Consider the following 26293-nt stretch of genomic DNA (forward strand, 5'->3'; position numbering starts at 1 on the left):
TTCTTATGAGAGGGTACTTGGTTGTTCTTTTGTTTGGGGTTGTTTTTGTAGGCTGTAAAAGTTCTGCAAATGTGAACTCAACCCGTTCTGATTTCAGCAACTATACGGAGGATGTATCTGCCACACTTCCGGATTATCCCGATTATCAAGATCAGTTGGCACAAATCGAGGAGCCTGTTGAGTCTTCTGACCTTGCAATAGATGATCAGTTGGCCGCTATCGGAAGAGATTTGGCTGCTCAAAATGAATCAGAGCCATATTTTGATGGTTACACTGTTTTGATTTACTCAGGGATAGACCGTGAAATGGCTTTCGAAACTCAGGAGTCTTTGGAAGAGCTTTTCCCGGATTTGAATTCAAGAATGCAGTATGAGCAGCCTCGGTATTTGCTTAAAATAGGACAATACAAGCATAGGTTTGAGGCCCAAAAGAATTACAGTTTATTAAAAGAAACGTTTCCAAGTGTGAGGATTATCCAGGATAGAATTCAAAGAAAGGATTTCCAACTGGATTCCGAAAAGAATGATAATGATGAAGGAGAGAATTAAAGCTTTAGCCGAAGGCCTAAAGCAAGAAGTAATCGAAAATAGGAGACATCTTCATCAGAATCCTGAGCTTTCATATAAGGAATATAATACTGCGAAATTTGTCAAAGAGAAGCTTGAATCCATGGGGATTTCAGGCCTCGAGCAAAAAGCTGATACTGGCTGGACCGCATGTATTAAAGGGAAAAATCCTGATAAAAAAGTAATTGCCTTACGGGCAGATATGGATGCCTTGCCCATACTTGAAGCAAATGAGGTTCCATATAAATCCCAAAACCCCGGGGTAATGCATGCCTGTGGTCACGATGCCCACACAGCTTCCTTGCTTGGTGCCGCTAAAATTCTCAATGAGGTAAAAGATAGTTTTGAAGGCACGGTGAAGTTGATTTTTCAACCTGGAGAAGAGCTCGCCCCTGGTGGAGCCTCTCTAATGATTAAAGATAAGGTATTAGAAAATCCAAGACCGAATGGAATTATCGGTCAGCATGTGATGCCTTTCATTCCTGTGGGGAAGGTGGGTTTCAGAGAGGGAATCTATATGGCTAGTGCGGATGAGCTTTACATTACCGTCAAGGGTAAGGGAGGCCACGGTGCCATGCCGGAGACTTTCATAGATCCCGTATTGATTACTTCACATCTAATCGTAGCTCTGCAGCAGATAGTGAGTAGGGCTGCCAGCCCAAAAGTACCAAGCGTTCTGTCCTTCGGTAAAGTGATAGCGAATGGTGCGACTAATGTGATTCCAAATGAAGTTAAAGTGGAAGGAACTTTCCGAACGCTGAATGAACCCTGGAGAGCCAAGGCGCATGAGAAAATGCTTCAAATTGCTCACGGAATAGTGGAAGGTATGGGAGGTGAATTGGATTTTGAAATCCGAAAAGGATATCCTTTCCTGAAGAATGACCCATACCTCACCAGAAGATCGAAGCAAGCAGCTATTGATTATTTAGGAGAAGAGAATGTGGTTGATCTGGATATCTGGATGGCAGCGGAGGACTTTGCATATTATTCTCAGGTAGTGGATGGGTGTTTCTATCGTCTGGGAACCCGAAATGAAGCAAAAGGAATTATCTCAAGTGTTCACACACCCACTTTTGATATCGACGAAGACGCACTTGAAATCGGTGCGGGCTTGATGGCATGGCTGGCAGTTTCAGAGCTTCAAAAAAGTTAACCTACAGTTAAACTTATTGGATTAGACACGATTTATCTTTGTGAGTAAATATTAATTATGAAGTCTAGTCGAATCATCCCAATCTTCCTTTTACTTTTCACCCTTTCTCTGGAAAGCTTTGCCTGGGGCCAGCTAGGCCATTACCTAATAGGCTATATGGCAGAAAAGCAGCTCAAGAAATCCACTCTAAAAAAGGTGGAGGCTGTAATTTATCCCATGTCCTTAGGGAGAAGTGGTACCTGGATGGATGAAATTAGATCAGATTCGACCTTTGACTATGCCACTACGTGGCACTACCTCACTTCAAAAAATGGGGAATACGATCCAAGCATCCAGGAAGAAATGGGAGATGCTTTTGAAGCTATCAAAAGACTAAAAGCAGAACTAAAGGCAGGAGGGCTTTCCAGCAAAAAGGAAGCTGAAAAATTAAAGATGTTGATTCACATTGTGGAGGACATTCACCAACCCCTCCATGTGGGCACTGGAGAAGATCGCGGTGGAAATGATGTTCGAATTGAATTTTTTAATCGTGCTACCAACTTGCATGCACTTTGGGACACGGGCATGATTGATAGAAAAAGCATGAGCTACACTGAATTGGGCGAAGAGCTATACCGAAGAATCACTCCTGAATTGCAGAGAAAATATCAGTCAGCATCTATGGAGGACTGGCTGAAAGAGGCCGTTTCTTTGAGACCTCTGGTGTATAATCTTCCAGAGAGTAAAAAAATCAGTTGGGTTTATATGTATGAAGCCAATGATACACTCGAAGAAAGGTTAGTGGCAGCAAGCGTAAGGTTAGCTCAGGTTTTAGAAGAGATTTATGGCTAGTCTTAGGAAAATTTAAATTTTTCTTTAGCGATCTGTAAATACAAAAAGCATTTTTCTATATTTAGAATCTCTATTTCTGTATATGAGAAGAGTTTCTACCTGCTTATTCGTCATCCTTACTTTTATTTTCACGGCTTCTGGTCAGGAGCTTCAAGATCGCCTGCAGAAAGCCCTTGAAGCACGTGATTCAATTGCCCTTAATTCGGCTCAGGAGTCAGTTCAGACCCCTCTTGATTCAGGAGTTTTTCTATATTTTCAGGGCCGTCTTCAGTCCAGACTAGGTGATAATAAACGTGCCGTGGAATCTGTCGAGAAAAGTTTAACCTATTTTGACCTTAAAAATTCACCTGACTATTTAATCTCCGCAAACAACTATCTCACCTACCTGGAATCCATAATAGGGAACTGGGACAGGGCGATGTTTTTTGGCCAGGAGGCCCTCAAGGCGGCAGAGACAGTCCAGGATACTAATAGAATTGCCTATGCTCTTGGAGATATAGCGATAGTATTTCATGACATGGAGGATTATTCCAATGGTGTGGCCTATGCGAAGCGAGGCTTCAACTTATTGAAAAACTATCGAGACCCTAATCCACGGACGCAGGGCTTTGTGACTAACAGCCTTGCTATCAATTTCGATGACTGGGATAAACCTGATTCCGCACTTTTCTATCATTATGAAAACCTGAAGCTTTTGGAAGTGGTGGATAGTACCACCATGACAAACACTTTCAATAATATCGGAAATACTCTGCTGAAGCAGAAGGACTTTGCGGAAGCGGAAAAATGGATTAATGTAAGCCTAAAGTATAATTATTTGCGGGATGAGCCCTATAAAATGGCGGCGAATTACACGAATCTGGCCAATATCGCCTATAACCTAGACAACTTTTCGAAGGCAGAGGTGATGCTTGATTCAGCTAAAAAATATGTGGACTTGAGTGGCTCAAGAGAAAAGGTTAGAGATTATCTCTGGGAACAATACCGCTTTCAAAAAAGAAAAGGTGACCTGAATAAGGCCATGGCTTTCCTGGAAGATTATTCGGAACTGAAGGATAGTATTTTCAAGGATGAACGCGTACAAATGATAGGTGAGCTTCAAACCAAATATGAAGTTTCGAAAAAGGAAACCGAGCTTGCCCAGTCCAGGGCAGATCTTGCAGAGACAGATTTACTGGTGAAGAACCGGAACAACCAATTATTGCTTTTGCTGATCCTGATTTTGATTGTGCTGGGGATTTCCTTTTTTATCTATTACAGGCAGAAGAACAAAACGCTTCATTTGGAACAGGAAGCAAAGCTACAGGCTATTTTGGCGGAGCAGGAAACACAAAACCGTCTTTTGGAGCAAAGAAATAGGATTTCTTCCGATCTGCATGACAATATCGGAGCGCAGCTCACTTTTATAGTCTCATCGCTAGATAACCTTAAGTTTGTAGATCTGCCCAAAGAAAAATTCAACAGTAAGCTAGATCAGATTTCAGCTTTTACTGTGGAAACGGTGAATGAGTTGAGAGATACCATTTGGGCCATGAATAAAGAAAGCATAAGTGTGGAGGATCTTGAAGTGCGATTAAATACCTTGATTAGTAAGGCTAAAGTCTCCTGTCCCAATATTGATTTTGAGTTAATTGTGGATGAGGGCTTATCAAAAGAAAAAGAGCTAAACTCTATGGAAGGGGTGAATTACTATAGAATTGCTCAAGAGGCCTTGAACAATGCGGTGAAACATTCCGGGGCGAATAAAATTTGGATAGAATTGGCTTCTGAAAACTCCCATGTTAAGCTTTCTGTGAAAGATAATGGTCAGGGAATTTCGGGTAAAGAATCTAAAGGAAATGGAATGCATACGATGAAGAATAGGGCAGAAAGGATTGGCAGGAAGTTTTCACTTGACTCGAGACCCGAGGCAGGGACACAGGTTTGTATTTCATGATAGGATATGGGGATTAAACTGGCGATAGCGGAAGACAACTCATTTTTGCTTCGAGCAATTGAGGAAAAGATTTCTTTTTTTGAGGACCTGCAGCTAAAATTTACGGCTTCTAATGGAGAAGATTTTCTCCGGAAATTGAAGAAGAACTCCGTTGTGGATCTGGTTTTGATGGATATAGAAATGCCCGTGAAAAATGGCATTGAAACGGTTCGTGAACTAAGTAAGGCCTATCCACAAATCAAGGTGATTATGCTCACGGTATTTGATGATGAAGAGAATATCTACCAATCGATACTTGCTGGAGCGAATGGTTATTTATTAAAAGAGGTGGACCCAAAATCTCTTCATCAGGCGATTCTTGATACCATGGAAGGTGGTGCGGCTATGACACCGAGCATTGCGATGAAAGCTTTGAAGATTCTTCGAAACCCGATTGTTCCGGAGGAAAAGAAAGAAGAGATTAACCTGACTAGGCGTGAAATAGAAGTCTTGGAGCAAACTGCCAAAGGACTCACGTATCAGCAAATTGCTGAGAACTTATTTATCTCTCCCAAAACGGTCCGAAAGCATACGGAGAATATTTACCAAAAACTCCAGGTTCACAACAAACTGGAGGCCGTACAAAAGGCGGTTAAAAACAGAATAATTGAGGGTTAAGGCCTAAATCGTTCGCTGGCTTCATCTAAAAAGTCTATGAAATTCTGAATGTTGGTATCATAAGCTTTCGGCTGAACCAATAGATTTTCATCATGATCCAATATCACATAATAAGGCTGGGCGTTGTTTTGAAATCGCGTGATCTGGAAATCTGCATTCTGCTTCCCCATGGTTTTTTTCACTTTTCCATCATATTCAGAGGTGTACCATTCACTCTCAGGAAGCTCCAGACGCTCATCTATGTAAAGAGCTACCATGACAAAATTCTCTTTCAGCCGGCTAAGCACGGCCGGGTCTGACCAGACATTTTCTTCCATTTTCCTGCAGTTTACGCAGCCATGGCCTGTGAAATCGATAAGTAAGGGCTTTCCTTCTTTTTTGGCGACAGCCAAAGCTTCATCATAATCGAAGTACCCTTCGATCCCATAGGGTATTTTCAGGAGGTCTCCGTACTTGACCTGTCTTTCAGAAGCCTGAACCGAAGCATTGCCTCCTGATACAAAGTGCTGAGTAGTGATTGGGGGAAGATAACCGCTTAGAGCTTTGAGCGGAGCGCCCCAAAGTCCTGGAATCATGTAAACAACAAACATGAAGGTGACCAAAGCGAGTAATAATCTCGGGACTCCAATACTTTCAATAGGGCTATCATGTGGTAACCGAATTTTGCCCAGGAGGTATAATCCGAGTATACCGAATATGACAATCCAAATCACTAGGAATATCTCCCGATCCAAAATTCCCCAATGATAAACCAAGTCAGCAATGGATAAGAATTTAAAAGCTAAAGCCAGCTCCAAGAAGCCTAAAACCACTTTCACAGAATTCAGCCAGCCACCAGACTTAGGAAGGCGATTCATCCATTCTGGGAAAATTGCGAAAAGAGTAAATGGAATGGCAAAGGCTAATGAAAAAGAAAACATTCCCAAAATGGGCTTAAGCAATTCACCACCAGCCGAGGAAATTAAAATGGAGCCTACGATAGGCCCTGTGCAGGAAAAAGAAACAAGTACCAAGGTAAATGCCATGAAAAAGATGCCACTCATTCCTCCTTGTTCCGCTTTTTCGTCTACTCTATTAACGAATTTTGAAGGGAGAGTAAGCTCAAACATTCCAAGAAATGCCAAGGCGAAAAAGATGAATATTCCAAAGAAGAATAGGTTGGGCAGCCAATGTGTGGCCAACCAATTAGCAAACTCGGGGCCTTGAATGGCTGCTACTGCCGTTCCAGCGATGGTGTAAATTCCAATTATCGAGGCGCCATAAATAAATGCGTTTCTTATTCCTTTTGATCGATTCTCTGCCCTTCCGGTGAAAAAGCTGACTGTCATTGGGATCATCGGGAATACACATGGAGTTAATAATGCCGCCAAGCCAGCCAGAAAAGCCAGAATCATAAAACCCCAGAGGGACTCCCCCTCCTGATTAGTATCAAGAATAATAGATTCTACTGCACCTTCGGTTTTTTCTACTTCGCTAGTTTCGGATGCTGGCGGAATCGTATTAAAAATGGGCTCGGATACAGAATCTACTGAATTACCTGTGGAGCTTTCGAATGTACTTTCCGAAGCTGGGTTTGCTGTAAAGGATAATTCCAGATCTTCCTCATAATTGATGCATTGCCCGGTGAGGTCGGAGCACATCTGGTAAATCACTACGCCTGAAATTATCCCAGATGCTGCTTCAAGTTTCAGTTTCTGCTCGAAACGACCTTTTTCAAGGAAATAGGTCACATTGGCTTCCCAAACCTCCTCATACTTTTCCTTTGAGTCAATGGATTCTAATTCTCCAATCGGGGTAAAATCGGGTGATGGGGAAAGCTCAAGCTGGGTAAGAATTGGTCCGGCTTCAGGAGAGAAATCATTCGCATAGATATACCAGCCTAAAGGAATATCTGCTTCCACAACAAGAGCGACTTCTTCTCCAACAGAATAGTTTTCAGGGCTAATACTGAAATTCCAATTGGGCGGATCAATGATCTGGGCCTGTACAACGCCAGTCATTAAGGTTAATAAAATTAGTAGAAGCCGTAACTTTTTCATGGAAAGGGGTGAATTCCTGATCAACAGTCAGTTGTACTTTTTAAGTTCCGGACTTAGCCTTGACTCAAGGCTCTGAATTTTTCAAAGAAAACAGCGATCGTTTCAATTCCAATGAAGTAATTCTTTACACCATAATGCTCATTTGGTGAGTGTAATGCATCGGTATCCAACCCAAATCCGAAGAGAATTGGATCGGTTCCAAGTTCTTTCTGGAAAAGAGCAACGATAGGAATAGACCCCCCTTCACGGGTTGGAATTGGTCGTTTTCCAAAGGTTTCTTCCATGGCTGCTTCTGCCGCTTTGTATCCCATAGAACTATCCGAAACCACAGCCGGAGAGCCACCATGATGTGTTTTTACACTTACTTTCACTGAATCCGGAGCAATGGACTTGAAATAATTCTCAAACAATTCCGAGATCTCATGCCAATCCTGGTCAGGAACCAAGCGCATGGAAATTTTTGCATTCGCTTTAGAAGGAAGTACGGTTTTGGCCCCTTCTCCCATGTAACCTCCCCAAATACCATTGACATCTAGTGTAGGTCGAATTCCTACTCGTTCGATGGTGCTGTATCCTTTCTCACCGTGCACTGCATCTATGTTTAGCTTGGATTTATATTCTTCCAAATCAAATGGAGCTTCATTTAGTCGCTTTCTTTGCTCATCGGTAAGCTCTTGAACCTTATCATAAAAACCAGGAATGGTCACATGATTATTTTCATCCAGCATGGAAGAAATCATTTGGCAAAGGATATTTATCGGATTTGCTACGGCACCGCCATAAGTTCCAGAGTGCAAATCTCTATTCGCCCCGATCACTTCCACTTCCATGTATGCCATACCTCTCAGACCAACCGTAATGGAAGGATTTTCCATCGAAATCATATGGGTATCCGAAATCAAAATCACATCGGCTGAAAGTTTTTCTTTATTGTTGATTACGAACTCTTCTAAATTATCTGAGCCGACTTCTTCCTCACCCTCAATCATGAATTTCACATTACAAGGAAGGTTTCCTTCAGCCATCATGGCTTCAAAAGCTTTTACATGCATGTAAAATTGTCCTTTGTCATCCGCCGAACCACGGGCGAATATGGCTCCCTCCTCATGATTCGGAGCATCTTTTATAACTGGCTCGAAAGGAGGAGAATCCCAAAGCTCATATGGGTCTGCGGGCTGCACATCGTAATGCCCATAGACTAAAACCGTTGGAAGACTTGGGTCGATGGTTTTTTCACCATAAACAATCGGATAACCAGCAGTCTGGCAAACTTCTACAGTATCTGCACCTGCTTTATCGAGTGATTCTCTTACAAATTCCGCAGCGGCGAATACATCGTCCTTGAATTTTGGGTCTGCACTTACAGATGGAATTCGCAATAAATCCAATAGTTCATTCAGAAATTTGTCCTTGTTATTTCTTATGTAGTCTTTTACAGCCATGTGCTTTTTTGAATATGGTAGAAAGTGCTCAAAATTATCCTTTTCGTAAGGAAATGCCTATTTTAAACACACTTTTCACATAAATTGATTTGAATAAATCACCCATATGAAAGCCATTATTTGTAACAGTTTTGGAGGGCCAGATACTCTTCAGTTTGGAGAGCTTCCAGATCCGGTACCATCAGAAAATCAAGTGTTGATTTCCGTAAAAGCTTGTGGAGTTAATTTCCCTGATGTTTTGATCATCCAGAACAAATATCAATTCAAGCCAGAACTTCCATTTTCGCCTGGAGGAGAAGTGGCTGGAAAGATTATTCAGGTTGGTGAAAACGTCCAACATCTAAAAGTTGGCGATGAGGTGCTGGCACTATGCGGCTGGGGAGGCTTTGCTGAAAAAGTAGCGGTAGATTCAGATCGTGTTTTTCCCTTGCCCGCGGGCCTTGACCCTTTGGTTGCAGCGACTACCCTTTACACCTATGGTACCTCTTATCACGCGCTGAAAGATCGAGCTCAGCTTAAAGAAGGGGAAACGGTGGTTGTTTTGGGTGCAGCAGGAGGCGTTGGTTTGGCAGCTGTGGAACTAGCAAAACTCCTCGGGACAAAAGTTATTGCCGCAGCATCCACCAAGGAAAAGCTTGAGCTTTGCAAAGCTAAAGGCGCAAATGATCTGATAAACTATGAGGAAGAAGACTTGAAAACCCGAATAAAGGAGCTCACTGGCGGAAAAGGAGCAGATGTGGTGTATGACCCAGTAGGAGGAAAATTCACCGAACCGGCATTGAGGGGCATGGCTTGGAAGGGCCGATATTTAATAGTTGGTTTTGCAAATGGAGAAATTCCGAAAATCCCGATGAATTTACCTCTGTTGAAAGGCTGTTCAATTCAGGGAGTATTTTGGGGACAGTTCTCGAGAATGGAGCCTAAAGTAAGCATGGAAAATATTCAGCAGCTTGTGAAGTGGATTTATGAGGGAAAAATCAAGCAACACATCCATAAGGCTTATCCCTTGGAAAATGCTGGGGAAGCATTGGTGGCCCTGCAGGAAAGAAAAATGCTTGGAAAAGGAGTTGCGACAATATGAAAAAAGGCCAGCGATTATCTGGCCTTTAAGCTTTTCGAGCAGTTCATTGAATGAAATTATTCCACTGCTTTTATAGTCACCTCTATATTTCCTCTGGTAGCTTTAGAATAAGGACAAACCTGATGAGCCTTATCTGCTAGTTCCTGAGCTTGTTCCAGAGATTCTGCCTGAGGAATTTTCACTTCAATATCTACTGCCAGGCCAAAACTTCCAGGTCCATAATTTCCCAGGTGTACCTTGGCCTTGATTTCAGAATCTCTCAGACTGGTATTTCCTGCCACAGCCCCAAGAGCACCACCAAAGCATGAAGCATATGCTGCTGCAAAAAATTGTTCAGGATTAGTTTTTTCACCATCACCGCCAATTTCTTTGGGCATTGAAACATCAAAATCAAGTTTTCCATCATCTGTCTTCACGTGGCCTTTTCTGCCTCCGGTATTTATGGCGACAGCGGTGTAATCAATATTAAGTTTTTCCATGGTTATTGGTTTTTAAAGAGTTGTAATTCTTCTAACAAGTCGTGAATAGTTTGGTTCACCTCCTGAAAGGTTTTCGCGGAGGATTCTTGAAGTGCTTCCTCTAATTCATTCATGGCTGACTCGGCTTTTTGCTGAAGCGATTTACCAGGATAGGTAAGTTCGGCTGTTACGGTCCTTTCATCCTCCTCACCACGCACGCGCTTGACATAATTCAAGGATTCTAACTTCTTCAGTAATGGGGTAAGCGTTCCTGAATCCAGCAATAATTTTTTACCAATTTGATTTACCCTAAGTCCGTCTTCTTCCCACAGGCAGGATAAAACCAGATATTGTGGATAAGTCAAGCCTATTTCTGAGAGTTTGGAGGAAATCAACTGTACCAAAAGCCTAGAACTGCTGTAAAGGCTGAGCGAAAGCGAATGAATGGTATTCATTTCATTTTGATTGATTGAGAACAATTTAATAAAGCAAAATGAAAAAAATCGCTTTTTCTTAGAAATTAGCCTAATTAAGAACCAGAAAATTCTTTCTGTGCCTTAGCCAAGCCAGGAGGACTTACTTCAAATAATCAAATTGTGGATAAGTCTACAGTCATTTCCCAAATCAAATAGAATATCCATTCTGATAGGGATAATGCAGCTTGGTTTGAGCTTCCCAATCATTTAAGAATTTTTGATTAATTGGATCCCAAGATAGTTCTCGGCCTAACTCATGGGCTATATTTCCAATAGTACAAACTGTGCAGGTACTATGGCCTACTTCCACAGGAGCCACAGGTTCTTTCCTCATAATCACGGAGTCAATAAAATCTACATGATGTCCGCCGAAGCCTAGCTCCTCTCTGGAAAACTCCCTTTGGCACTCAGGAACAGAACTGTCATACTGACCTCTGGAAACGGTAATCCAGCCTTTTTCCCCAATGAATTTTACTCCTTGTCTTCCCTCACCGAAAGGGGCAACCAGCATTTCGATTCCATTCGAATAAATGAATTTAAGTGGCTCTTCACCCCTGTCGGGAATGATGGATACTGGACCATTTCTATCCATTCCAATTCCCCATTGGGCAATGTCAAACATATGGGCTCCCCAATCGGTCATGAGTCCACCTCCCGTATTTTTATACCACCTCCAGGCACCCCAGGCGTCTTCATTTTTCTGTGGATCAAGAGTAATTGGGGGGTTCAATTCTGGCATGTAGGGCATTTCCGGTCTTGGGCCAAGCCAGGCCTTCCAGTCCAAACCTTGCGGGATAGTGGTGCCTTCATAATCTACTTCTTTAGGAAATGGATCTGAACCCACATGTGCGTAAACTGTTGAAATTTTGCCTAAGTATCCTTTCTGTACCATACGAACAGCATGCTGGAAATTTGCTCCGCTTCTTTGCATACTACCCACCGCCAAAACAATATTGTTATCGCGGACGGCCTTCACAAGGTCTTGCCCTTCTTTGACTGTATAGGTAAGTGGCTTCTCTAGGTAAATATCTTTGCCCGCTTCACAGGCATGAATTGCCATAAGGGCATGCCAATGGTCCGGAGTAGCGATAACCACGGCATCGATTTCCGGATTCTCCAGTAACTCCCTGTAATCTGAATAGAGCTTAACCGAAGCCTCTTGCCCTCTTTCTTTGTAAAGCTCCTTGGTTCGGATGGCAAACCTTTCTCTTTTAATTTCATATACGTCTGCCCCAGCCAAAACTTCCACCTGAGGGTTTTGCATGAAGTTCCTTAACAATCCCATGGCTTGGCGTCCAACTCCAATAAACCCAAGACGAACTTTTTCACCTGCAAACTTTCTGATGTGGGGACTTTCCGCAAAGCTTAAACCTGGAACTACTCCAAGAGCTCCTGTGGTTAAAAGTGTGTTTCTTAAGAATTTTCGTCGAGAAGAGTATTTATTTGTCATGGCTTTGGCATTTTTCATTTTGTAGAAATGAATTTAAGCTTTTCAACAGGAAAGCAAACCAGAGAGTGATAAATGGTATTATATACCTTGGGAATTGTGCATATTGAAAAAAATAGCTCATGACTATACAGCAATTAGAGTACTTATTGGCAGTGGATAAGCATAGGCATTTCGGGCATGCAGCTCAGGCGTGTTTTGTTACTCAGCCCACGCTTAGTGCTCAATTGAGCAAACTTGAAAGGGAGTTGGGTCTGGTTCTTTTTGACCGATCAAAAATGCCGGTGATTCCAACTGAGACCGGTAAGCGTGTGATCCAGCAGGCCAAAAAAGTGGTCAGTGAATCAAAAGGTATTTATGAGCTCGTTGCTCAGCTAAAAGGAGATGTCTCCGGTGACGTGCATCTGGGAATAATTCCCACCTTGGCGCCATATCTACTGCATCGTTTTGTTAAGGGCTTTCTGGAAAAATATCCAAAGGTTAATCTGATCGTTCAGGAGATGATTACTGAGGAGATTATTGGAAAGTTGAAAAATGATGAGTTGGATCTGGGAATAGTAGTGACCCCGCTTTCGGAACCTGGCATCATTGAAAAGCCAGTTTTTTACGAAAAGTTTTTTGCCTATATCTCGGATGGTCATCCTGCTTTGCGCAGTGCGCGGTTTGATCCAAGTAAGAATTCCAGAGAAGACTTTTGGGTCCTTCAACAGGGCCACTGCTTTAGAGAGCAAGCTCTGAATATCTGTGATGGCTCATCTAATGGTAAACAAAACTTCCATTACGAAAGCGGTTCTTTGGAAGGGTTAAAGAATATGGTGAATCGGTACAAGGGGATTACCTTGCTTCCTGAGTTGGCTACGTTTGATTTATCGGTGGAGGAGAAAAATAGGTTGAGGCCTTTCGTCGGGGAAACTCCCGTGCGTGAAGTAAGTATTATTCTCAATCGCAGCTTTTTAAAGCAAAAAATGGTTCAACTTCTGCATGAGGAAATTTCCGCTTCCATTCCCCAGGAAATGACCATGAAGGCACATGGGAAAGTGGTGAAGTTTCGCTGATTATTGCTTTGTAAGAATATAATAATCCGCTAGATCTCCTGTAATAATTTCTCCAGATTGGTCCAGAAACCACAATCGGTTTTCACCTACTTTATACTTACCCTCGGTTTTTCCCATATGAATTAATGTGATTATGGAACCAGTCTCATCCCACTCGAAAGGGCCTGACAGCTCCTGTTCTAAGGCATCATTCCTTCCCAGATAAATTGATTTCAGAAGGTAGGTTTCGTCATTGTTCAAAGTCAAAATGGTCTCAATACCCTCGCAGTCAGCACATGGTAGAGTTCCTTTATAAGTCCCATTCCAATCTAGAGAAACATGGGAGTTGTCTCCGATATATTTTGGTTGTTCTGTCGAGGGGCTTACTTCCTCGGTTTCAGTTTTTACTTCGGTCTGGGTATCGCATGCAGTAGCGACTAGTAGTATTCCAAATAGCCAAATAAGGTTTTTCATAATTGTTAAATTTCTCCTTTTAGTAAAGCGATTAGAATTTAGAATGATGTAATTGCATTTTTTGTTTGTTGTCCTATTCTTTAAATATTCCGATATGCCAAAGAATTCCACTCGGGTCATGGATAAAATATTCTGAACCCCAATCGGCATGTTGAATTTGTGAAACTCTCACCTCAGGAAATTCTGAAGGCAGGTTTTTGGATTGAATTTCTTTCCAGTGCATTTCTAAATCTTCTACTTCCAGGAAAATCATAGAATTTTCGCACCAATCTTTCACATAATAGTCCTGTAAATAAAAGAAAAGAGTCTTTGATACCCTAACAACAGACATTTTGGGTCCTACCGGCCTGATATCAAACCCCATTCTTTCATAAAATGAGATGCTTCTTTGGTAGTTTTTAGAACCAAGAAAGGTCCTGAGTGATCTTGCTGTAATCATTTAAACACCGAATTGGGTGAGGTGGTGATCCAGGTGTTTGTAAAAGAGGTTATTCCATTCTTGTGAGGACATAGCACCGAAAGAGGGAGATTCCTTTCCCTCGAAATGATCTTTACCCAGTTCCAGTGTCTTTTTCAGGAATTCAATTAGTCGTTTTTTTTCTTCTTTGAAATTTCGCGAATCATGAATCACAAAAGCAGGAGCGGTCCTAAGGTTCTTTTTGTATGGGGTTTCGTCCACCACTCCTTTCTTCACAAAAGTCTTTAGCATGAACCTCATAAAGGGATTTGCCTTTGGGTGCTTATCTGTAAATGCCATTTCATAGGCAACGTTCACATGTGCCAGCATTTGGTCCACCGACATCTTTCCCCAATGTGGCTTGGTGTCAATTTTAAGACTTTCAACACGAGAAATGAGCTCATTCGTCACTTCTTCAGAAAAAATATTTTTCATAGTAAATCGGGCTTTTGAAGCAATATAGCCAAAAAAGGGGCTCGTTTGAAGATTTTAGAATCAGAATTATTTAAAATAAATAGGTTTATAATGTAAACCAATTTATATTTGTTCCGTTGGTATTAGTAAACGAACAAAAAAATGGAAAAAGAACTGACAAGTAAAGAGTCTTTAGAGCTGATCACACAGATGATCAGCAAAGCAAAGAAGACAGCGGGCGGAGATGGTGGTTTTCAGATGCTACTTTGGGGCTGGGCTGTTTCTCTATGTAATTTTGGCCATTATATATTGGCAAAGTTAGAATACGATGCCCCTTACGTAGTTTGGACGGCGTTGATTCCGGTCGTGGGTGTTAGTATTTGGCATGGTTTCAAAAAACCAAGACAAACAGGGGTAAGAACCCATTTAGATAGTGTCCTGAACCAGCTTTGGCTTATGGTTTTCATTGGAATTATCATTGTACTGGCATTTATGTCTCAGCTAAACTTCTATCAGAATCCAGTCATTTTAATTTTGGCCTCGATTGGAGTTTTCACAACGGGAGCCATGGTTAAGGAAAAGCTGATTAAGTTTGGTGGAGTATTTCTCATGGTGGCAGCATTAATTTCCTTCTTTATGCCAATTACGGAACAGTATTTAGTAGCAGGGATTGCGATTGTCATTGGATATTTAGTACCTGGATATACACTTAAAAAAGGATAAGGTGAGCGCATTTAGTCCATTAGATCCACTTTTACATTCTCAGCTTAGGTTGGCAGTAATGTCGCTGCTGATTGGTCTTGATGAAGCGGAATTCACATTCCTGAAGGGACAGACTCAATCCACTGCCGGTAATCTGAGTGTTCAGTTGGACAAACTGGAGAAGGCAGGATATATAGAGGTCACCAAGTCCTTCCGAGGCAAAAGACCATTAACTACCTGTAAGATTACACAAGAAGGTGTTTCGGCTTTTGAGTCTTATGTGGAGAACTTAAAGAAATACATCGAGTAAAAAATTTTCAAAATTTAGTTTATAATATAAACCAATTTATACCATGAAAACGAACGTAAAATTTATGATTGTACCGGTCTTGTTGATATGCATGGCCATGACTACTCCTCAGGAGTTATTGCGAATGAATTATCTCGCTTATCTCAATGCAGATAAGGAGAACTGGAAGCAAAATGTGGCGTTGGCCAGTAAAATCTACCAGGAAGATCCAACTGTGGATAACCTAGCAAATCTTGCAAAAACGGAGTTTGGGTTGCTCAATATCACTATGACTGATGAGGATGAAGACCTTTTCGATGACTATGTGGATAACTGTGAAGACCATCTTAAAGAATTAGAAAAAAGCTCTAAGTTTTCAGGAGAGGCAAAAGCCTTACTTTCTAGTCTCTATGGTTATAAAATAGCCTATAGTCCCTGGAAGAGCATGACATTAGGGCCAAAGTCTTCAAGGCTTTTGGATGAAGCGATGGAGCTCGACCCGGAGTCACCAGTGGTGTTGAAAATGCTGGCGTCTAACAAGTATTTTACTCCAGCTATGTGGGGTGGAGATGTGGATAAGTCCCTTGAGTTATTTGAGAAAAGTTCTAGAAAATTCCAGGAAGTTGGCGATGAGAATAATTGGATGCACTTGGATAACCTTGCTTGGCAAGGGATAATCCTAGCAGAAAAGGGTGAAAAAGACGAAGCTAAAAGGGTCTATGAAAAGGCTGTGCAGATGGAACCAGATTTTCATTGGGTAACGAAAGTTCTTCTTCCGGACTTAGAATGAAATTAGAGGTTGTAATTTAAAAATGGTGGGTTCTATGGGCTCACCATTTTTCGTTTGCTTAATATGGCCTAACTTTGTCACTTTAATTTTCTGGGATAAATGAAAAAGTTTAGTGTACTGATTTTTCTCTTTCTTACTAGCCACTTCGTTTTTGCACAAGAAGGACATGAAAATAATCAAATAGAAGGCGAAATAGGTGAAGAAGGTTTTCACTTGGAAGAAGGAAGGTACAGCATAGCTTTCGTTATAGGCCACACTTACCTCTATGGAGCCAAAGATCTTGAGGGAGAAGAAATCGCCAGTTATGTACCTATGTTCGCCATCGACTTTAATTATTATGTCACAGAGCGATTTGGCATAGGTTTACACACGGATATTCTTTTTGAAACGATTTTTCTGGAGGGCGCAGATGAAGGTGAGGTTGAGAGAGAGAACCCGGTTGCTCCTGCAGTTATGTTCGGCTATAAACTGAATAAGCATTTTTTAATAGGTGCAGGGTTAGGGGCTGAATTCGCTGGTAATGAAACTTATGGACTAAACAGAATTTCTCTTGAATACGGAGCAGAATTCCGAAACGGTTGGGAATTCTTTGCCTTACTCTCTCAGGATTTCCGTTGGGATATATATGATACCACTTCCCTTGCCTTTGGTTTGGCTAAAAGGTTTTAATTAATCCTCTACCGTTAGCCTTATTTCTTCAATTTCAGAATTTACATTTGCAATAGCCCTTTCCTGAAAAAACTCAGAAATTGGCCGTCCAGAATTCACGAAGCGGACCACATAGGGTTCTTTCACTATCAACTCTTCAACAGGAAATTCCTCCCCTGAGAAGGCCGTTCCTTTAAGGATAAATTCCTCCTCTGCCTGAAGTTGAGGTTTAATGTAAACATCCACACTTCGGGTGCTGGTGTTTTCAATGATCAAGGTGAATAGAACCATAGGGTCAGGCCGCTCCTTTTCAGAACAGGCCATAGCCATAAGCGCAAGTAGTAGAATCCAGAGAATTGATTGGGTGTGAATCATTGCTGTCGTTTTAATTTTTAACGACTTCCACTGCATTCTATTTCTTTTCATCCAACTGATTTTTGTTCTTCACATACTTTTCAAGCCAGGTATCCATTTCCCATAAAGTGTGCAGGATAGATTCTCTGGAAGCATATCCATGACTTTCGTTTGGAAGGAAGACTAACCGAGCCGTGCCTCCATTTCCTTTTAAGGCCGCATAGTATCGTTCAGATTGAATTGGGAAAGTACCCGAATTATTATCGGCCTCTCCGTGAATTAATAAAATCGGTTCTTTTACTTTATGTGCGTGCATGAATGGGCTCATGGTGAAATACACTTCCGGAGCTTCCCAAAAAGTTCTTTCTTCTCTTTGGAAGCCAAAAGGAGTCAAGGTTCTATTGTAAGCCCCAGATCTGGCGATTCCTGCAGCAAAGAGATCTGAATGTGAAAGCAGGTTGGCAGTCATGAAAGCTCCATAAGAATGTCCACCTACCCCGATCCTATCGCGATCACCTATTCCTCTTTCGACGACGTAGTCAATAGCTGCCTCAGCATTGGCCACTAGTTGGTCCACAAAAAGATCGTTTGGTTCTATATCACCTTCCCCGACAATAGGCATTTCAGTTCTATCCATTACGGCATATCCTCTCGTCACCCAATAAATCGGTGATCCCCAACTCAACCTGGTGAAACGATACTTTGATCCTCTTACCTGAGAAGCTACTTCAGCTGATTTGTATTCTCTAGGGTATGCCCACATCAAAACAGGAAGGGGACCGTCCGTCTCGGGATCATAGCCTTCTGGGGTATAAATCACAGCGGAAAGATCAAGACCATCTTTTCTCTTGTAAGTGACCAATTCTTTTTGAACGCCCTTGATGCTTTCATATGGATCAGGGAAATCAGTGATTTGTCGAGGAGCCATTCGCTTCCTTGTATTCACTAACCAATAATTTGGCTGTGTTTCTGTGCCTTCTTTCAAACTGATAAATTCTCCACCTTTCAGGTCAAGCACTTTCGTGATCCGCTCATAATATGGAGCCTGAGACCTCCAAAGAATTTCCTGCTCTCCGGTATTTAGGTCAAAAGAAGATAAGAATGGCATACTTCCCTCTGGGGAACCACCCTCCGATGTCATATAGATTTTGTCTCCATCCCGCAGCAGGACTGATCGCCCAAATTCATTTTCAATGGAGATTGGGCTTCCGGGATCATTGTAAATATCCGAATAAAGTCGATCGATAATTACTCGCTGACCTTCCTTTGGATTAGAAGGATTGATTACGCTTCTGATTTCCTGTCGGCTTGACCACCATCGTTCATTCAAAATTGCCAAATTATCATCTGACCAGTCTATATAGCTGTATCTTAGTTTGGTAGAGGCGATTTTATTTTTTTCTCCGTTAAAAGGTGCTTCCAGTGTATAAATTACATCTCTTTCGTCCACTTCCATTTGAGGATCTCCCCCATCCTGGGCTTCTGCCCAGTAAAGTGTCGCCGGCTTATCCGCTCTCCAATTTACACTTCTAGGACCCTCTACCGTGGCATCAAACCCTTTAGGACGGACTTCGTCCAAAGGAATCTCCGCCAGGGTTTTTACCAAGGAGCCATCGGAAGAAGATAAAATTTCAACTCTATAAGGAAAACGACTTGCCGGAACTAAATAAGAGAATGGCTTCTCGATAGTTCGAATCAAAAGGTATTCGCCGTCAGGGGAGCTTGAAAGGCTTCTGATCATTCCTGCTTTACCTATGGGTTTTACACTACCAGAAAGATCAGCCTTCATAAGTTGGCTATCCATGAAGTAAGCAAATAGCGCTTCATCATAGGTGTTTTTTAGCAAATCCTGATAAGTTCTGGTAGCCGCTGCAGCACCATCCGTTTCCTGAATGGTAGGGCCACTTGGCGCCGCTGGTTTTTGAGGGTAATCTCCTCGGTTGGGATTTATCGCCCGAAATACGATGGTATTATCCGGAAGCCATATCAGGTCAGTTCCAAGCACACCATTTAAGATTGGGTCAGTGATTTGTTTGGCTTCAAAAGAATTCAAGTCAGCGACCCAGAGGCTGATTCCATTGGCATAAGTTTGAGTGAAAGCAAGATATTTCTCATCCTGAGAAAGCGAAAAACCGGATAGTTTTGGGAACTCAGGAAGTCCTTTTACTTCCACTTCTTCCCCAGATCGGGTCTTTTTGAAGGTGATATTATTGAAGTAGCCCTGTCTGCTGGAGCCTGAAGTTTGAGGATTGATTCTCGTCCCTGCGATTCTCAACTCAGGGCTGGAAAGATCTTCAATTCCAGCATATCCTGGTCTGGAGAGGATCATCATCCATTCCCCATCAGAAGTGAAGCTCACACTGGGAGTGGGAGGTGTATCCACCAAATCTACAATTGATTTGGGAGGGGTTTGATAGGAAGTTTGAGCTTGGATTGTTCCGATTCCTAAGCTAAAGCAAAAGAATATCGCGAGAGTGTTAGTAATGATCCTGGACATAATTTCTTCGATTTAACACCTAAAATACATTTCATGCGGAAAGATCAATGAAAGATTTCGATAAGAGGTAGCAATTTGTTGGAAATGGTCTCACAAAAGTTGAAATGTATGTTCCATTTTCTATCTTCAGAATTTAATTCAGAATAGAAAAAATTAAACTAAACCAATTTTTATGACAGCACTTGAATCGATTCAGGAGTTAAAAAAGCGAATGTCGAATTCGATAATTGGACAGGATAGGCTTTGTGAAAGGCTGATTCTGGTTTTACTGGCCGATGGAAATATGCTCCTTGAAGGGCTGCCAGGTTTGGCAAAAACAAGAGCGATAAAGACCCTGGCAAAGGAGTTGGACTGTGGTTTAAGTCGAATCCAATTTACTCCCGACCTTTTACCGTCAGACATCACAGGCACGGAGATTTACCAACCTGAGTTGGAAGAGAAGTTCATATTTCAGGAGGGGCCTATTTTTAGTAATCTGATTCTTGCAGATGAAATTAATCGTGCCCCAGCCAAAGTTCAATCTGCGCTTCTAGAGGCAATGGAAGAAAGACAGGTTTCAGTTGCTGGTAAAACATATAAAATGGATCCCCTTTTCATGGTGATGGCTACTCAAAACCCAGTGGAGCAAGAGGGGACTTATCCACTACCAGAAGCTCAAATGGATAGATTCTTAATGCATGTTATGATCGATTATCCAGATGATAATTCAGAACTGGAAATTCTTAGATTAAATCGGTCGGAGCAGACTTCTAAAAAACAAACCACTCATGAAAAACTATCTCCTGAAATTATTTTTGAGGCAAGAAAGGAGATAGCTGCGGTGAAAATTTCTGAGAATGTGGAAAAGTATATAGTCGATTTGGTCTCTGCCACGCGTTATCCCAAAAAATACTCCGAGAAATTAGATGAGTGGATTGAATTTGGCGCCAGCCCAAGAGGGACCATAGCCCTGGACAGGTCGGCTCGAACGCATGCCTGGATGAATGGGCAGGATTTTGTAAGTCCTGATGATGTTCGGGCCGTGATTCATGACTGTTTGCGCCACCGCTTGATTCTTAGCTATGAGGCAAATGCTGAAGGAGTAAGGCCTGATCAAGCTTTAGACGAAGTATTGAAGTTGGTAGCTGTAATCGGATAAAGGGTGAAATCTTCTGAGGACCATAACGAGCATGTTTTCACCTCGCTTAAAGCTTTATTGAGGATGGAGCATATTGCTAAGACCCTTAGTTTTCGGAAAAATAGGCAGAGGGTAAAATCCATTTTGGGCGGTAAACATGCATCAAAACTTCGAGGAAGAGGGTTGGACTTTGAAGAGGTGCGGAATTATGAAAGAGGTGATGATATAAGAAACATTGACTGGAAAGTTACAGCCAGGACCCAAGTGACTCATTCCAGGGTATATAGTGAAGAAAAGGAGAAGCCCGCCCTGATCGTAGTGGACCAATCCAACTCTATGTTTTTTGGCTCACAGAAAAGGATGAAATCGGTTGTGGCGGCCGAGCTTGCGGCCATTTCCGCTTTTAGAATACTAAAAGAAGGAGATCGAGTAGGAGGCGCTATTTTCACAGATCACGGAATCGATATCATCTACCCCAAAAGAGATAGGAAGAATATCCTACGGTTTCTTGAGGCAATAGTGAGAAGAAATCACGCCTTGAAACAGCGGTCAGCAAATAGAAAATTTGAGGACTCTTTAAAAGAAATTACCCAGAAGGTCAGGAACATTGTTTCACATGATTTTCTTGTCATAATTGTTTCTGATTTTATGCGATACTCTCCGAAAGTAGTAAAGTTTCTCACGCAGATTTCTCAGCATAATGACGTAATACTGGCTAAAGTCAGTGACCCTTTGGAGCGGGATTTACCGAGAACTAACTTTATTGCAGGTAATGATTCCAAACAAATCAGTATTAAGGGAAAAGCAAGTCAGATTCGTAAAAATTTTCAAGAGGGTTATGATCAGGAACTCCTTTCTTTTGAAGCAAGCATGAAAAAGTATAGGATTCCAGTAATAAAAATTGATACGATAAGGTCCGTGGATGAACAGCTTAAAGAACAATTCGGTCTATCCAGAAAATGAGATTGCAGGAATCAAATATCGACTCTTTAAGAATAGCAGACTCATTGGCTATTGAGGCTAGACTGGAGCTTCAGCCTCTTTACGAGCCTGATCCTGTCAGGTTTGATTTTAGTGCACCTGGCTGGCTGTATTTGGGAATTGTTCTAGTACTTGCGATCCTAGTGCTTGGGTTTTTTCAGTGGAGGAAATATCAAAGGAACAAATACAGAAGAGAAGCCTATAACAATCTGAATCGCTTTGAAAATTCCGGTGATCTTAAAGGAGCTTTTATAACTCTAAAGCAGGCTGCGATCTTCCGTTTTGGAAGAGAAGAAGCTGGTTCCCTTTCAGGAAGCTCATGGTGGAGGTTTCTTGAAAAAACAGGAAGAGGGGTAGAATGGGTTGATATTTCTTCTGATTTGGATAATTACCTGTACCAAGGGAAAGAGCCTGGTCCGGAGTTTTCAAAACTCGTATTTGACCGAGCAAAAAAATGGATTAAGAATCATGCCTGAGAATTTTGAAATAGCTAATCTTTGGGTTTTTTACTTGTTACCCCTGCCGATTCTCATTTATTGGTTACTTCCTTCGATGAGAATTCGCAGTTCCTATTTAGAAATACCGGGCTTTGATAAAGCTGTGAATTATACAGCCGAAAGACCAAGGAAAGGGGCACTGGTGAAGAGGAGAGGTTGGGTTCAAATGATAGTTTTATTTCTTTCATGGATCCTTATCCTTATGGCACTTTCATCTCCACAGCTAGTTGGAGAACCTGAATTAAGGGTAAAGACATCAAGAAATTTCCTTATCGCAGCGGATATATCATTCAGTATGGCTCAAAAAGACTGGATGAGCGAAGGGGAAAGAGTAAGGCGCTGGGATGCTGTAAAAGAAGTTCTTCATGGTTTGATCGATAGTCGGGAAGGAGATAGAATGGGACTGCTTTTCTTCGGCACGAATGCCTATGTGCAAGCCCCATTTACTTCAGATTTAAAGACAGTAGATGAGCTCTTGGAAGAAGCGGATGTGGGCATGGCTGGACAGATGACCCACGTAGGAAAAGCTATCACAAAGGGAGCAACTCTTTTTGAGGAAGATACAATTGAGACCAAGGTCATGCTCCTATTGACAGATGGTGTGGACTCTGGAACTGATATTCTTCCCCTTGATGCAGCCGAGCTCGCGATGAAAGATTCGATACAGATTTATACGATTGGAATAGGCGTACCAGGAAATGCTGGAAGTGATCTGGATGAAAAAACCTTAACCCAAATTGCTGAGATGACAGATGGACAATATTTTTTAGCTCGGGATAAGGAAATGTTGGAGCAAATTAATGAGGAGTTGAACAAACTTGAACCTATTGAATTTGAAGAAAAGGAAAATCGACCTGTAGAACTTCTATATCCTTACCCTTTAGGAGTGTCCATAGCCCTTTTGCTATTAAGTTCCCTTTTGTCTTCTTTAATCCAACTGGTGATGACTGTAAAGAGAAAGGAGAATACTTATGCCTGACGAGGTTTTTCCAATTGTATGGGATCAGTTTCACTTCTTAAGACCTATTTTTTTATGGCTTTTTATTCCTTTGAGTATTTGGCTATTGATAAGCTTTTTATCTCTAAGACAGGAGCAAGATTGGAAAAAAATGATTGCTCCCCATCTAAGATTTTATGTAATCAAAAAAGGAAATGAATGGAGCAGCTATTTCATGCAAGGATTACTGTTCATTGGAATCTCCTTTGGAATTGTTGCCGTATCTGGCCCAACCTGGAAGCAGATAGAAGTTCCTGGTCAGGACCTTGAAACTCCTCTTGTAATCATTTTAGAACTATCCAATAGCATGCTGGAAGGGGATTTACAGCCTTCACGTTTGGAGCGGGCAAAATTTAAAATAACTGATTTCTTGAAAGAAGATCCAAGAGCCAGGGCTGCTTTAATTGGATATTCTGGGACGGCTCATACCATCATGCCACTTACTAAAGATTATAAGCTGATCTTGAGTCATATTGATGGATTATCTCCTTCCATTATGCCTGTTGAAGGCTCTGATTTTCAAGCAGCCTTAGCACTTTCTGATACACTTACCTCTATTACATCGGCACCCGGTACTGTGCTCCTACTCACTGATGATATCTCAGAGGCTTTTTTTGATGCCGTTCAAGAATTTCAAAATAACTCAAAAAATACAGTCGAAATTCTGCCTATTTTTTCTGGGACAGAAATTGGTACAGAGCAAATTCTTGAAAAACTTCAAAACCTTCAATCAGTAAATGTAAATAGACTGACTTTGGATAATAGTGATGTCGAGGCTGTTGCCCAAAGGATCAGTAAAAACCTTATTTTCTCAGAACAGGATGAAGTTCAAGAGGAACAATGGCAAGATATGGGTTTACTTTTCCTGATTCCACTTGCAGTGATTGTTCTATTCTGGTTTAGAAGAGGCTGGGTTATTTATGTTTTTTTGGTCTTTGTTATCACTTCATGCGGAGAGATAAATAGTTTTGGAGACTTATGGTATAGTCCGGACTATCAAGGTCAACTCCTCAGCGATAAGAATGAATTTGTCCTCGCTGCAGAGGCCTTTAGTGACCCCATGCGAAAGGGGGTTGCATTTTTTAAGGCTGGCGACTTCGAGAATGCAATAGAAGCTTTTCAGTCTGATACGACTTCCAATGGGGCATATAATCTGGGTTTGGCCTATTTCCAAAATGGAGATTATGCAGCAGCAAATCTGGCCTTTGGCAAAGCCCTTGAAATAGACCCAGAGATGGAGCAAGCTAGAAGTGCTCAAACCGAAATTAATCAACTGATTCCAGGAGAATCCGAAGTAAGTCCTGAAGAGGCTGAAGAAGCCACCAGCAAGCCATCGGGAGATGGAAATGTGGAAAACCAAGACATGGAAGATCTCGGAGGTGGAGGGCAGGAGGCCACTGAAGAACAAATGAGCGATGGAAGAAAAGAAGAGGAGGTGGCTACGGATACCCGAATCGGCAAGGAACTAGACGAGGTACCAGATGATCTCGGGATCCGTATTGAGGATCAAGGTGGAAAAGTTCTAATGAGAAAAGTGGATGATGACCCGGCACTTTTCTTACAGAAAAAATTTGCGTATCAAGTGAAACAAGGCCAAGTAAAAGGCAGGAACAATGAATAGCTGGAAATTGAAATATATTCTATCATTTGGAGGTTTTTTAATTTGTTTCCAGCTATGCTCTCAGCAGTTCCATACTGAAGTGAAGATCAATAAAAACTCTGTCTATGTCGGGGAACCCATAGAAGTAACAATTGGAGTTTTTACTACCACTTGGTTTACAAGAGGTGTGGATTTGGGGAATATTTCTGTACCTGGGGCCTTTTCAGTTTATTTCAGGCCTGTCAGTCAATCCAAAACGATAAATGGGAAACAGTTTTCTGGAGTTGAATTAACTTACAATGTATTTCCTTATGAGGATAGCCCAGATTTCGTATTTCCTTCCTTGGATATTGAAGTGGAATCACCTCCAGATGGGGATTTCAGAGGAAAAACTCACTTCCTCAAAACTCAGGAGAGGAAAATACAAGTTAAGCCAGTCCCGACGGAGTTTGATAGGAATGAATGGCTAGTTGCGAATAGTCTGGGTGTAAGAGAAACCTGGTCTCAGAATAAGAAACAGGTCAAAGTTGGGGATGTATTAGAAAGGAGAATCACGCTGAATGCAGGCGGTACGGTTTCTGAGTTAATTCCTCCTTTAATCTGGGATAGCATTCCCAATGTGAGTCTTTATCCTTCCAGGAGCCAGGTGAATAATGATAAAACCAAATCAGCGATTAGCGCCAGTCGATCTGAAAGCATACGCTATCTTTTTGAGAAGGAGGGGAAAGTTTTGATTCCCGCCAAGGTTTTTACTTGGTACAACCCTTACCAGCAAAAGCTCTTTAAGCGTACTCTGGATGCAGTAGAAATAGACGTAATTCCGAACCCAGATTTAGGGGTTTTACTCTCTGTAAAAGACAGTCTACAAACCGAAGTAGCATCCATGGATACTGAAACTTCCGGAGAAGAAAAATTGCTGATTTTTGGATTACCGCTGGGTCAATTCATTTTGGTTTTGAGCATAGTCTTGGTGTTGGCCTATTTCCTATTTCGGGCAGCAATTCGTTTATGGATAACCGTTAAGGACCGAAGGAAGAAGTATAAAGTTTCAGAAGAATTCTTCTTTAAGCAATTTCAACATGAGCTTAAAAATGGTAGTGGTTTTCAAGCCCAAAGGGCATTTTATCGATGGATTGATGAATTACATTTGGCTGAGCCAAGCCTAAGCTTTTTTGTTTTGAATTATGGCCATAGAAGCCAGAGCCAAACTAAAATAACCGAGTTGATGTCTTTAAATTGGACTACCAATGATTGGAAGGAGGCAAGAAAAAGGGCGAAAAAAAATATCATTCAAAATGGAGTTTTTGAAAAGAAAAAAATGGCTTGGATCAATCCATAGCATAGATGTCTGGTCGG

At 41.7% G+C, this 26293-nt stretch carries 27 protein-coding genes; 17 read left to right on the forward strand and 10 right to left on the reverse strand.

What is annotated here, in order from left to right; translation table 11 throughout:
- Positions 1-5: 5 nt before the first annotated feature.
- The 5 genes from QVH07_RS07460 to QVH07_RS07480 all read left to right on the forward strand — a co-directional run bounded on the left by QVH07_RS07460 (position 6) and on the right by QVH07_RS07480 (position 5143).
- Complete coding sequence (locus QVH07_RS07460) at positions 6-548, forward strand: hypothetical protein (protein ID WP_289999536.1); 543 nt, start codon at positions 6-8, stop codon at positions 546-548.
- Positions 529-1719, forward strand: a complete 1191-nt coding sequence (locus QVH07_RS07465) for a M20 metallopeptidase family protein (protein WP_289999537.1) — start codon at positions 529-531, stop codon at positions 1717-1719. Before QVH07_RS07460 ends, QVH07_RS07465 begins: the two co-directional genes overlap by 20 nt.
- A 57-nt stretch (positions 1720-1776) precedes the next feature.
- Entirely contained in the window at positions 1777-2550 is a 774-nt protein-coding gene (locus tag QVH07_RS07470; RefSeq protein ID WP_289999538.1) for a S1/P1 nuclease, read from the forward strand.
- Between the two features lie 82 nt (positions 2551-2632).
- Positions 2633-4486, forward strand: coding sequence for a tetratricopeptide repeat-containing sensor histidine kinase (locus tag QVH07_RS07475; protein ID WP_289999539.1), 1854 nt, complete (start codon positions 2633-2635; stop codon positions 4484-4486).
- Between the two features lie 6 nt (positions 4487-4492).
- Positions 4493-5143: a response regulator gene (locus QVH07_RS07480; RefSeq protein ID WP_289999540.1), complete on the forward strand. Its 651-nt coding sequence runs from the start codon at positions 4493-4495 to the stop codon at positions 5141-5143.
- Here QVH07_RS07480 and QVH07_RS07485 read toward each other — a convergent pair.
- A complete protein-coding gene (locus QVH07_RS07485; RefSeq protein WP_289999541.1) occupies positions 5140-7182 on the reverse strand; it encodes a protein-disulfide reductase DsbD family protein in 2043 nt (680 codons plus the stop codon). The two genes, QVH07_RS07480 and QVH07_RS07485, sit on opposite strands and share 4 nt — an antisense overlap.
- 53 nt (positions 7183-7235) lie before the next feature.
- The gene (locus QVH07_RS07490; RefSeq protein ID WP_289999542.1) at positions 7236-8624 is read right to left on the reverse strand and encodes a dipeptidase; all 1389 of its coding nucleotides are present in this window, start codon (positions 8622-8624) and stop codon (positions 7236-7238) included.
- 106 nt (positions 8625-8730) lie between these two features.
- Between QVH07_RS07490 and QVH07_RS07495 the strand changes: the two genes are divergently transcribed.
- Positions 8731-9705 carry an NADPH:quinone oxidoreductase family protein gene (locus QVH07_RS07495; protein WP_289999543.1) on the forward strand — a complete coding sequence of 325 codons (975 nt, stop codon included), beginning with the start codon at positions 8731-8733 and terminating at the stop codon, positions 9703-9705.
- Positions 9706-9761: 56 nt separating this feature from the next.
- Here QVH07_RS07495 and QVH07_RS07500 read toward each other — a convergent pair whose 3' ends face one another.
- The 3 genes from QVH07_RS07500 to QVH07_RS07510 form a co-directional block, all read right to left on the reverse strand.
- Complete coding sequence (locus tag QVH07_RS07500; protein WP_289999544.1) at positions 9762-10184, reverse strand: organic hydroperoxide resistance protein; 423 nt, start codon at positions 10182-10184, stop codon at positions 9762-9764.
- Positions 10185-10186: 2 nt separating this feature from the next.
- On the reverse strand, positions 10187-10618 hold the full coding sequence (locus QVH07_RS07505) for a MarR family winged helix-turn-helix transcriptional regulator (protein WP_289999545.1): 432 nt from the start codon (positions 10616-10618) through the stop codon (positions 10187-10189).
- Positions 10619-10787: 169 nt separating this feature from the next.
- Positions 10788-12107 carry a Gfo/Idh/MocA family protein gene (locus tag QVH07_RS07510; protein ID WP_289999546.1) on the reverse strand — a complete coding sequence of 440 codons (1320 nt, stop codon included), beginning with the start codon at positions 12105-12107 and terminating at the stop codon, positions 10788-10790.
- 101 nt (positions 12108-12208) lie between these two features.
- Here QVH07_RS07510 and QVH07_RS07515 point away from each other — a divergent pair, with 101 nt between their 5' ends.
- Entirely contained in the window at positions 12209-13141 is a 933-nt protein-coding gene (locus QVH07_RS07515; protein ID WP_289999547.1) for a LysR substrate-binding domain-containing protein, read from the forward strand.
- Here the strand turns inward: QVH07_RS07515 and QVH07_RS07520 are convergent, their stop codons facing one another.
- From QVH07_RS07520 to QVH07_RS07530, 3 genes are all read right to left on the reverse strand, one after another.
- Complete coding sequence (locus QVH07_RS07520) at positions 13142-13594, reverse strand: copper resistance protein NlpE (protein WP_289999548.1); 453 nt, start codon at positions 13592-13594, stop codon at positions 13142-13144.
- 73 nt (positions 13595-13667) lie between these two features.
- The gene (locus QVH07_RS07525; protein ID WP_289999549.1) at positions 13668-14033 is read right to left on the reverse strand and encodes a VOC family protein; all 366 of its coding nucleotides are present in this window, start codon (positions 14031-14033) and stop codon (positions 13668-13670) included.
- Positions 14034-14486, reverse strand: coding sequence for a DUF1569 domain-containing protein (locus tag QVH07_RS07530; RefSeq protein WP_289999550.1), 453 nt, complete (start codon positions 14484-14486; stop codon positions 14034-14036).
- 141 nt (positions 14487-14627) lie between these two features.
- Between QVH07_RS07530 and QVH07_RS07535 the strand changes: the two genes are divergently transcribed.
- From QVH07_RS07535 to QVH07_RS07550, 4 genes are all read left to right on the forward strand, one after another.
- On the forward strand, positions 14628-15188 hold the full coding sequence (locus tag QVH07_RS07535) for a hypothetical protein (RefSeq protein ID WP_289999551.1): 561 nt from the start codon (positions 14628-14630) through the stop codon (positions 15186-15188).
- 1 nt (position 15189) lies between these two features.
- Positions 15190-15477: a winged helix-turn-helix domain-containing protein gene (locus QVH07_RS07540; RefSeq protein ID WP_289999552.1), complete on the forward strand. Its 288-nt coding sequence runs from the start codon at positions 15190-15192 to the stop codon at positions 15475-15477.
- A 43-nt stretch (positions 15478-15520) separates the two neighbouring features.
- Positions 15521-16246 (forward strand): tetratricopeptide repeat protein, encoded by a 726-nt coding sequence (locus QVH07_RS07545; RefSeq protein WP_289999553.1) that lies wholly within the window; start codon positions 15521-15523, stop codon positions 16244-16246.
- 99 nt (positions 16247-16345) lie between these two features.
- A complete protein-coding gene (locus QVH07_RS07550) occupies positions 16346-16915 on the forward strand; it encodes a hypothetical protein (protein ID WP_289999554.1) in 570 nt (189 codons plus the stop codon).
- Here the strand turns inward: QVH07_RS07550 and QVH07_RS07555 are convergent, their stop codons facing one another.
- Together QVH07_RS07555 and QVH07_RS07560 are read right to left on the reverse strand one after the other, a co-directional pair.
- Positions 16916-17320: a hypothetical protein gene (locus QVH07_RS07555; protein WP_289999555.1), complete on the reverse strand. Its 405-nt coding sequence runs from the start codon at positions 17318-17320 to the stop codon at positions 16916-16918.
- On the reverse strand, positions 17307-19745 hold the full coding sequence (locus tag QVH07_RS07560) for a S9 family peptidase (RefSeq protein ID WP_289999556.1): 2439 nt from the start codon (positions 19743-19745) through the stop codon (positions 17307-17309). Before QVH07_RS07560 ends, QVH07_RS07555 begins: the two co-directional genes overlap by 14 nt.
- A gap of 172 nt (positions 19746-19917) precedes the next feature.
- Here QVH07_RS07560 and QVH07_RS07565 point away from each other — a divergent pair, with 172 nt between their 5' ends.
- From QVH07_RS07565 to QVH07_RS07590, 6 genes are all read left to right on the forward strand, one after another.
- Positions 19918-20883, forward strand: coding sequence for an AAA family ATPase (locus tag QVH07_RS07565; RefSeq protein ID WP_289999557.1), 966 nt, complete (start codon positions 19918-19920; stop codon positions 20881-20883).
- A gap of 3 nt (positions 20884-20886) precedes the next feature.
- The gene (locus QVH07_RS07570) at positions 20887-21825 is read left to right on the forward strand and encodes a DUF58 domain-containing protein (protein ID WP_289999558.1); all 939 of its coding nucleotides are present in this window, start codon (positions 20887-20889) and stop codon (positions 21823-21825) included.
- Positions 21822-22319: a DUF4381 domain-containing protein gene (locus QVH07_RS07575; protein ID WP_289999559.1), complete on the forward strand. Its 498-nt coding sequence runs from the start codon at positions 21822-21824 to the stop codon at positions 22317-22319. Before QVH07_RS07570 ends, QVH07_RS07575 begins: the two co-directional genes overlap by 4 nt.
- Positions 22320-22395: 76 nt before the next feature.
- Positions 22396-23319, forward strand: a complete 924-nt coding sequence (locus QVH07_RS07580; protein WP_289999560.1) for a VWA domain-containing protein — start codon at positions 22396-22398, stop codon at positions 23317-23319.
- Between the two features lie 130 nt (positions 23320-23449).
- Positions 23450-24958, forward strand: a complete 1509-nt coding sequence (locus QVH07_RS07585) for a VWA domain-containing protein (protein WP_289999561.1) — start codon at positions 23450-23452, stop codon at positions 24956-24958.
- Positions 24951-26276, forward strand: coding sequence for a BatD family protein (locus QVH07_RS07590; protein WP_289999562.1), 1326 nt, complete (start codon positions 24951-24953; stop codon positions 26274-26276). Before QVH07_RS07585 ends, QVH07_RS07590 begins: the two co-directional genes overlap by 8 nt.
- Positions 26277-26293: the final 17 nt, after the last annotated feature.

The organism is Algoriphagus sediminis (genome assembly GCF_030403435.1).
Classification (GTDB): domain Bacteria; phylum Bacteroidota; class Bacteroidia; order Cytophagales; family Cyclobacteriaceae; genus Algoriphagus; species Algoriphagus sediminis.